The organism is Mesorhizobium sp. WSM4844, from assembly GCF_055811775.1.
The window spans coordinates 143,973-151,128 of sequence record NZ_JBVVQB010000006.1 but is presented as its reverse complement, the minus strand read 5'-3'; the positions used below and the strand labels follow the sequence as shown (position 1 = coordinate 151,128).

Sequence of the window (7,156 nt, the reverse complement as noted above, 5' to 3'; positions counted from 1 at the left end):
GGGGGGTTTTTTTTTTAATTTCTGTGGGGGGGGGCCCCCCCCCCCGCCCCCCCCGCGGGCCCGCGCGCCGCCCCCCCCCCCCCCCCCCCCCAAGTCGCGAATGCCCGCCCAGTCTTTCCTGAACGCCTTTGTTCCTGAACGCCTCTGGCGCGCTGAAGATTGCATGCTAGGCTTTGCTTGGCCTTGTTGAGTCGGCCGCTTTCCGTATCAGTCACGTCGACAGATCAGGCGCAGGCTCAGCCGGCACGTTCCGTGCAGCCCCCTTCCGGGAATCTGATCGTTATTCAAACGCACTTGGGCCAGGGCAGCCGATGGAACGTTACCTCGAGGACCACCAGAAACGACGGCTTACCGAGCGCGTCGACATCATGACCGCCATCGATATTCTGAAATCGCAAGGATACGACCACGACGAACTGATCGCGGAGCTCACCAAGGTGTTCTTCGTCGATCTCGATGCCTACAACGAAATCGTGGTTGCGGCATGACCGAAGGGGTGGGCGCGATGTGCCGCCAACGTCAGCCTGTGACGCGCTTCATCAGCGCCATGGCGCCGAACGGCGCGCGGGCCTTGCCTTCGGTGATGAAGTAGACGAACACATCACGCGGTTTGAGCGGCGCTTCGGTTGAGGGATCGGCACGCGGCAGGTCGGCCGGCGCCTTGCCCTGGGCCCAGGTCTTTGCCCGCGCCGCCCATTCGTCGAGCGCCTCCGGCGTGTAGCAGTCGGGATTGTCGTCGCTGCCGGTCTGCAGCCGGACATAAATGAAATCACCGGTGACGTCGGCTATTGCTGGATATTTGGCGTGGTCGGCATAGACGATCGCGACCTTGTATTGGCGCGCCAGGGCGGCGAATTCCGGCACGACGAAACTGTCGTTGCGCACCTCGACCGCATGGCGCAGCGCAACGCCGTCCTGCTTCTCAGGCAACAGCTTGAGGAAAGCCTCGAAATCGTCCGGGTCGAATTTTTTGGTTGGCGCGAACTGCCACAGGATCGGCCCGAGCTTGTCGCCGAGCGCGGCGACGCCCGATCCCAGGAAACGCGTCATCGACTCGCCGGCTTCACCGAGCACGCGGCGGTTGGTGACGAAACGGTTGCCCTTCAGCGAATAGACAAAACCGTCCGGCGCTTCGTTTGCCCATTTGACGAAGGTCGGCTCCTTGAAACTCGAATAGTACGTGCCGTTGACCTCGATGCTTGGCACCTGCCGGGTTGCATAGTGCAGTTGCTTCGCCTTGGACAACTTGTCCGGGTAGAAAGACTTGTCCCAGGGCTCGAAGGTCCAGCCGCCCATGCCGGCGCGGATTGTTCCAGATTGAGTCATGGTCGTCCTCCCGGGTTGAAATGGATCAGGCCGTAGCGAGCGTTTCGACAGCTTTAGCCATGTCGAAATGCGGATTGGGCGTAGGGCGCAAAGACGGCTTGCGTCAGCCGGACGACAGCATCAGGATCACCGGCAAGCGCTCTTCTGATCTTCATTTGAGGTTCTTCCAGACGCCAGCCAGTCTTCACTCACTCCGCCGCTTCGCGCTTGCCTCCGGGGCGCCGCTCCAAAAGTTCCCTGAGGAACTGGCCGGTGTAGCTGCGTTTTTCGCGGACGATATCCTCCGGCGTGCCAGAGGCCACGAGCTCGCCGCCACCGTCGCCGCCTTCGGGGCCGAGGTCGAGCACCCAGTCGGCAGTCTTGATAACTTCGAGATTGTGCTCGATGACGACCACCGTGTTGCCCTGGTCGACCAGCTCGTGCAGCACTTCCAAGAGCTTGGCGACATCGTGGAAATGCAGGCCGGTGGTCGGCTCGTCGAGGATGTAGAGCGTCTTGCCGGTCGCCTTGCGCGACAGTTCCTTGGCCAGCTTGATGCGCTGCGCCTCGCCGCCCGACAACGTCGTCGCCTGCTGGCCGACATGGATGTAGCCGAGGCCGACCTGCTTCAGCGTCTCCAACTTGTCGCGCACGCCGGGCACGGCGGCGAAGAAATCGACGCCTTCCTCGACCGTCATGTCGAGCACGTCGGCAATCGACTTGCCCTTGAATAGGACGTCGAGCGTCTCTCTGTTGTAGCGCTTGCCGTGGCAGACGTCGCAGGTGACATAGACGTCGGGCAAAAAGTGCATCTCGATCTTGATGACGCCGTCGCCTTGGCAGGCCTCGCAGCGACCGCCCTTGACGTTGAACGAGAAGCGACCTGGCTGATAGCCGCGCGCCTTGGACTCCGGCAGCCCGGCGAACCAGTCGCGGATCGGCGTGAAGGCGCCGGTATAGGTGGCGGGATTGGAGCGCGGCGTCCGCCCTATAGGCGACTGGTCGATATCGATGACCTTGTCGAGGAATTCGAGGCCCTCGATGCGGTCGTGCTCGGCCGGATGCTCGCGCGAACCCATGATGCGGCGCGACGCTGCCTTGAACAAGGTCTCGATCAGGAAGGTCGACTTGCCGCCGCCGGAGACGCCGGTGACGGCGGTGAAGGTGCCGAGCGGGATTTCGGCGGTAACATTCTTCAGATTGTTGCCGCGCGCGCCGACGATCTTCAGGCGCCGGTTCTTCTTGGCCTCGCGCCGCGCCGCCGGCGTCGCCACTTCGAGCTCGCCGGACAGATATTTGCCGGTGATCGAGGCGGGGCTGGCCATGATCTGCTGCGGCGTTCCCTGCGCGATGATGTGGCCGCCGTGGATGCCGGCGGCCGGGCCGATATCGACAACATAGTCGGCATGCAGGATGGCGTCCTCGTCATGCTCGACGACGATCACCGTGTTGCCGATGTCGCGCAAATGCTTCAGCGTGTCGAGCAGGCGCGCATTGTCGCGCTGGTGCAGTCCGATCGACGGCTCGTCCAGCACATAGAGCACGCCGGTGAGGCCGGAGCCGATCTGCGAGGCCAGCCGAATGCGCTGGCTCTCGCCGCCCGACAGCGTGCCGGAATTGCGCGACAGCGTCAGGTAGTCGAGCCCGACATCGTTGAGGAAGCGCAGCCGCTCGCGGATTTCCTTGAGCACGCGCACCGCGATCTCGTTCTGCTTGTCGCTGAGTGCGGCGGGCAGCTCGGTGAACCATTGGTCGGCCTTGCGGATCGACAGCTCGGTGACCTCGCCGATGTGCTTCCCCGCAATCTTCACCGCCAGCGCTTCCGGCTTCAGCCGGTAGCCGCGGCAGGCCGGGCAAGGCGTGGCCGACATGAAGCGCTCGATCTCCTCGCGCATCCAGGCGGATTCGGTTTCCTTCCAGCGCCGCTCGAGGTTGGGGATGACGCCTTCGAATGTCTTTGTCGTCTGGTAGGAGCGCAGGCCGTCATCATACTGGAAAGTGACCTCGCGCTCGCCGGTGCCGTGCAGGATGGCTTGCTTTGCCTCTGCGGTCAGGTCCCGGAACTTGTCGCCGAGCTTGAAGCCATAAGCCTTGCCCAGCGCCTCGAGTGTCTGCACGTAATAGGGTGAGGTCGATTTCGCCCATGGGCTGACGGCGCCGGCGCGCAGCGACAGATTGTCGTCGGGCACGATCAGGCTGGCGTCGATGGCGCGCTGGCTGCCGAGGCCGTCGCAGGTCGGGCAGGCGCCGAACGGGTTGTTGAAGGAGAACAGCCTGGGCTCGATCTCGGGAATGGTGAAGCCGGACACCGGGCAGGCGAATTTTTCGGAGAACAGGATGCGCTCATGCGTCTCGTTCTTCGATTTGTTGACCGAATCCTCGCCGGTCTGGCTGGCGTCGAGCGGCCGGTCGGCGAATTCGGCCACCGCCAGCCCGTCGGCGAGCTTCAGCGCGGTCTCGATGGAATCGGCAAGCCGCGTCGCCAGATCGCCGCGCACGACGATGCGGTCGACGACGACGTCGAGGTCATGCTTGTACTTCTTGTCCAGCGCCGGCACGTCGGCGATCTCGTAAAAGACACCGTCGACCTTGACGCGCTGAAAACCCTTTTTCTGCAGCTCCAGCAGTTCCTTGCGGTATTCGCCTTTGCGGCCTCGCACCATCGGCGCCAGGATGAACAGACGCGTGCCTTCCTCGACCGCCAGCACGCGGTCAACCATCTGCGAAACCGTCTGGCTCTCGATCGGCAGGCCGGTGGCCGGCGAATAGGGGATGCCGACGCGCGCGAACAGCAGCCGCATGTAGTCGTAGATCTCGGTGACGGTGCCGACCGTCGAGCGCGGGTTCTTCGACGTGGTCTTCTGCTCGATGGAGATGGCCGGCGACAAGCCGTCGATCTGGTCGACATCAGGCTTCTGCATCATTTCGAGGAACTGCCGCGCATAGGCCGACAGGCTCTCGACGTAGCGGCGCTGGCCCTCGGCATAGATGGTGTCGAAGGCAAGCGACGACTTGCCGGACCCCGACAGCCCGGTCATGACGATCAGGCTGTCACGCGGCAGGTCGAGATCGACATTCTTCAGATTGTGTTCGCGCGCCCCGCGAATGGAAAGATATTTATGGTCGGCCATCGCCGGTCGCCGCCTCAGATCTGGAATCTCGTGGGATGGCGGGTTGTCCCGGCCATCTCCCATGTAGGTAATTTCGCTCACCATTTCGAGAGAACTCTCGACCAAAGCCTTTAACCGTCTTTCGCGCGGGCGAGCAAGCGGAAAGAACAAAGGCCGAACACGCTCCTGACAAATGCGTCCACTATCCACAGCCAACGTCGCGCTGCTCAAAACGGATGCAAATTTTGGATTCGCCACACAAGCGATCACGTTTTTGGTAAATCGGCTATCCAGCTGTTGACGTCTTAACCTCAAGGAGTCAGACTCCAAGCGTCACCGAAGCCGACTATCTTTCGATGGCCTCGCCGCCCTAAGGCGGCCTGCACGAGTTGCAGGCTTTTGCGATATGCGCTTCGGACGACACCAGTCGCAATGGACAGAAGAGGAGAGCAGAGGAATGACTCCACCGGACAGTCCCTTGAGGCTCCACGTGTCACTGGAGCCGCGGCAGGCATAAGTGCCAGGGGCCAGGCGTTTGCGCCGCCCGACAAACCGTGACCTGCCGATCCCATTAAAATCAGAGACTACTAGTCGGATCGTCGGCTGAACGCCGCGAAGCATCCGAGATCAAAGAGCCGGCAGTTCGCTCCCGGCCATTGGATTTCAGATCCAAGAAAGCCCCGACCGTTTGCGGAAGCAGCGGCGGGGCTATTCGTTTCAATGGCGCAAGCGCAGCACGAATGCCTGACACTCCTGACATTGTGGCAGCGATGATGGACGTGTCCTATCGCCGATGGACGTGTCCTGTCGCCGGGGGCTTCAATTGCGCCGACGCCGACATCGAAAATTATGCTGCCGGAAATCCTGACGTCGGTATCGCCAATCCTAAACTGGCTGTTGTCGCTGGGCACGGCATCGTCGGGTTCGGCAGCCGGCGTGGCGATACGGTAGTCATTGGTCACGCCGGGCAGCGTGCCTTCGTGCGGCGGCGTTGAATGTCTCCGGCGAACGCCGTGCCGGAGGTATCGCCGCGATGGCGACACCGACAATCAGCCGATTCGAGCAAATGCTTGAAATCCTGGACATCGGCGGACTGTATCGCCGCACTCTGGCCGAAGCCAGACCGGTGGCGATCAAACTGGCCGAACGGCTTGGCTGCTATCGCTCATGGCGTTCGGCTTTCAAGCCGCCTGTTTGCGCGTATCAAAAACATGGTCGACAAGGCCCCATGTCTTTGCCTCCGCGGCGGTCATGAAATGGTCGCGGTCGAGTGTGCGTTCGACCTCTTCGAACGTGCGACCACAGTGGTGCGCGTAAAGCTCGGTCATGCGCCGCTTGGTCCTGAGGATGCCTTCGGCGTGGCGCTGGATGTCGGAGGCCTGGCCCTGGAAACCGCCTGACGGCTGGTGCAGCAGGATGCTGGTGTTGGGCAGCGCGATGCGTCGCCCCGGTGTGCCGGCCATCAGCAGGAAGGAGGCCATCGACGCAGCAAAGCCCATGCAGACGGTCGACACGGGGCAAGAAACGTACTGCATCGTGTCGTAGATGGCGAAGCCGCTGGTCACCACACCGCCAGGCGAGTTGATGTAGAGCGAAATCTCCTTGTCTGGATTGTCGGATTCCAGCGACAGGAGCTGGGCACAGACCAGCGCCGACACATTGTCGTCGATCGGACCGTTGATGAAGACGATGCGCTCGCGCAGCAGCCGCGAGAAAATGTCGAAGGCGCGTTCGCCGCGGCTCGACTGCTCGATCACCATCGGCACCAGGTTGGCAAAACCGCTCATCGCTTTTCTCCGTTGTGCTGTTCAGGCCGCGCGCAGGGAGAGGCGAGGCGTGTTTGCGGCTATGGTCTGTCTGGGGTTGTGCGCGTTGAGTGAAAGCCGGCAACCGGCGCCGGCAACCGCAGGCGTCGCTACTCGCGCAAATCCGTCGTGGACGATGCGCAGATGCGTTCCGCCCGACACCGTGCGGTCGAGCGTGAAGGTGACGATGCTGTCCATTGGGCCGTCCAGCGGGCTGGTGACCGGATCCGCTGCGTTGCCAGGCGCCGGCCGCTCCCGCCAGGAATAACGCAGCAGGCGTTCGGGCTCGGCGTCGAGGATTTCGCACTCGATCGGTGCATCCGCCTTGTCAAAGGCAAAGCGGCTGCCAGTCTCGGGCTTGATGTCGTTCGGCATCATCCAGGCCGCGAGCAGGTCCGGCACCGTCAGCGCCCGCCACACTTTTTCCGGCGGGTCTGGGAGCTCGCACTCGAACTCGATCGAGTCTGCCGCCATGTTTGAATGCTGTTTTGCCGTCATTGGTCCATATCCTTCAAAACCGCCTTGAGCCGTTCGATACGCTCGGGCCAGAACGCACGGTAACGCTCGATCCAGCCGAGCAGAGGCTCAAGCCCTTGCGGATCGGCGCGATAATAGGAGTTGCGGCCGGCTCGCCGCTCGGTCACCAGGCCGGCGCCGCGCAGCACTGCGAGATGCTGCGACACGGCCGGTTGCGACACGCTCGTGCCGCTGCGCAGCTCCGACACCGTCATCTCGCCGGCGGCGAGCCGTTCGTAGACGGCGCGGCGCGTCGGGTCGGCAAGCGCTCGAAAAATCTCGGCTTCGATCATAGCAAAAGCATAAGTCTACACTTATTGATTTGGCAAGCAGTCTTTTCGCGCCCATATGGAACGGCACGGCGGAACCCATCGATTGCTGACATTCCTTGACAAAACGGATTGATGGTTTTAGAACGAA

7 protein-coding genes are annotated in these 7,156 nt (G+C 62.4%); 2 read left to right on the top strand and 5 right to left on the bottom strand.

The genetic code is table 11. The annotated features are described in order from the left end of the window. The first annotated feature begins 311 nt into the window (after positions 1-311). Positions 312-488 (top strand): hypothetical protein, encoded by a 177-nt coding sequence (locus AC0L2A_RS08040; protein ID WP_473608264.1) that lies wholly within the window; start codon positions 312-314, stop codon positions 486-488. Between the two features lie 31 nt (positions 489-519). Here the strand turns inward: AC0L2A_RS08040 and AC0L2A_RS08035 are convergent, their stop codons facing one another. Both AC0L2A_RS08035 and uvrA read right to left on the bottom strand, forming a co-directional pair. Then, the gene (locus AC0L2A_RS08035; RefSeq protein ID WP_473608263.1) at positions 520-1,326 is read right to left on the bottom strand and encodes a DUF72 domain-containing protein; all 807 of its coding nucleotides are present in this window, start codon (positions 1,324-1,326) and stop codon (positions 520-522) included. Positions 1,327-1,514: 188 nt separating this feature from the next. Further along, on the bottom strand, positions 1,515-4,436 hold the full coding sequence (uvrA, locus tag AC0L2A_RS08030) for an excinuclease ABC subunit UvrA (protein ID WP_473608261.1): 2,922 nt from the start codon (positions 4,434-4,436) through the stop codon (positions 1,515-1,517). Between the two features lie 719 nt (positions 4,437-5,155). Here uvrA and AC0L2A_RS08025 point away from each other — a divergent pair. After that, positions 5,156-5,410 carry a hypothetical protein gene (locus tag AC0L2A_RS08025; RefSeq protein ID WP_473608260.1) on the top strand — a complete coding sequence of 85 codons (255 nt, stop codon included), beginning with the start codon at positions 5,156-5,158 and terminating at the stop codon, positions 5,408-5,410. 186 nt (positions 5,411-5,596) lie between these two features. On the opposite strand, the gene AC0L2A_RS08020 is transcribed toward AC0L2A_RS08025, so the two are convergent. Genes AC0L2A_RS08020 through AC0L2A_RS08010 form a run of 3 tightly spaced genes read right to left on the bottom strand, consistent with a single transcriptional unit; the run spans position 5,597 to position 7,029 of the window. After that, complete coding sequence (locus tag AC0L2A_RS08020) at positions 5,597-6,202, bottom strand: ATP-dependent Clp protease proteolytic subunit (RefSeq protein WP_095520443.1); 606 nt, start codon at positions 6,200-6,202, stop codon at positions 5,597-5,599. 21 nt (positions 6,203-6,223) lie between these two features. Beyond that, positions 6,224-6,718: an SRPBCC family protein gene (locus AC0L2A_RS08015; protein WP_473608258.1), complete on the bottom strand. Its 495-nt coding sequence runs from the start codon at positions 6,716-6,718 to the stop codon at positions 6,224-6,226. Further along, on the bottom strand, positions 6,715-7,029 hold the full coding sequence (locus AC0L2A_RS08010) for an ArsR/SmtB family transcription factor (RefSeq protein ID WP_128172376.1): 315 nt from the start codon (positions 7,027-7,029) through the stop codon (positions 6,715-6,717). The genes AC0L2A_RS08015 and AC0L2A_RS08010 overlap by 4 nt, the downstream gene beginning before the upstream one ends. Positions 7,030-7,156: the final 127 nt, after the last annotated feature.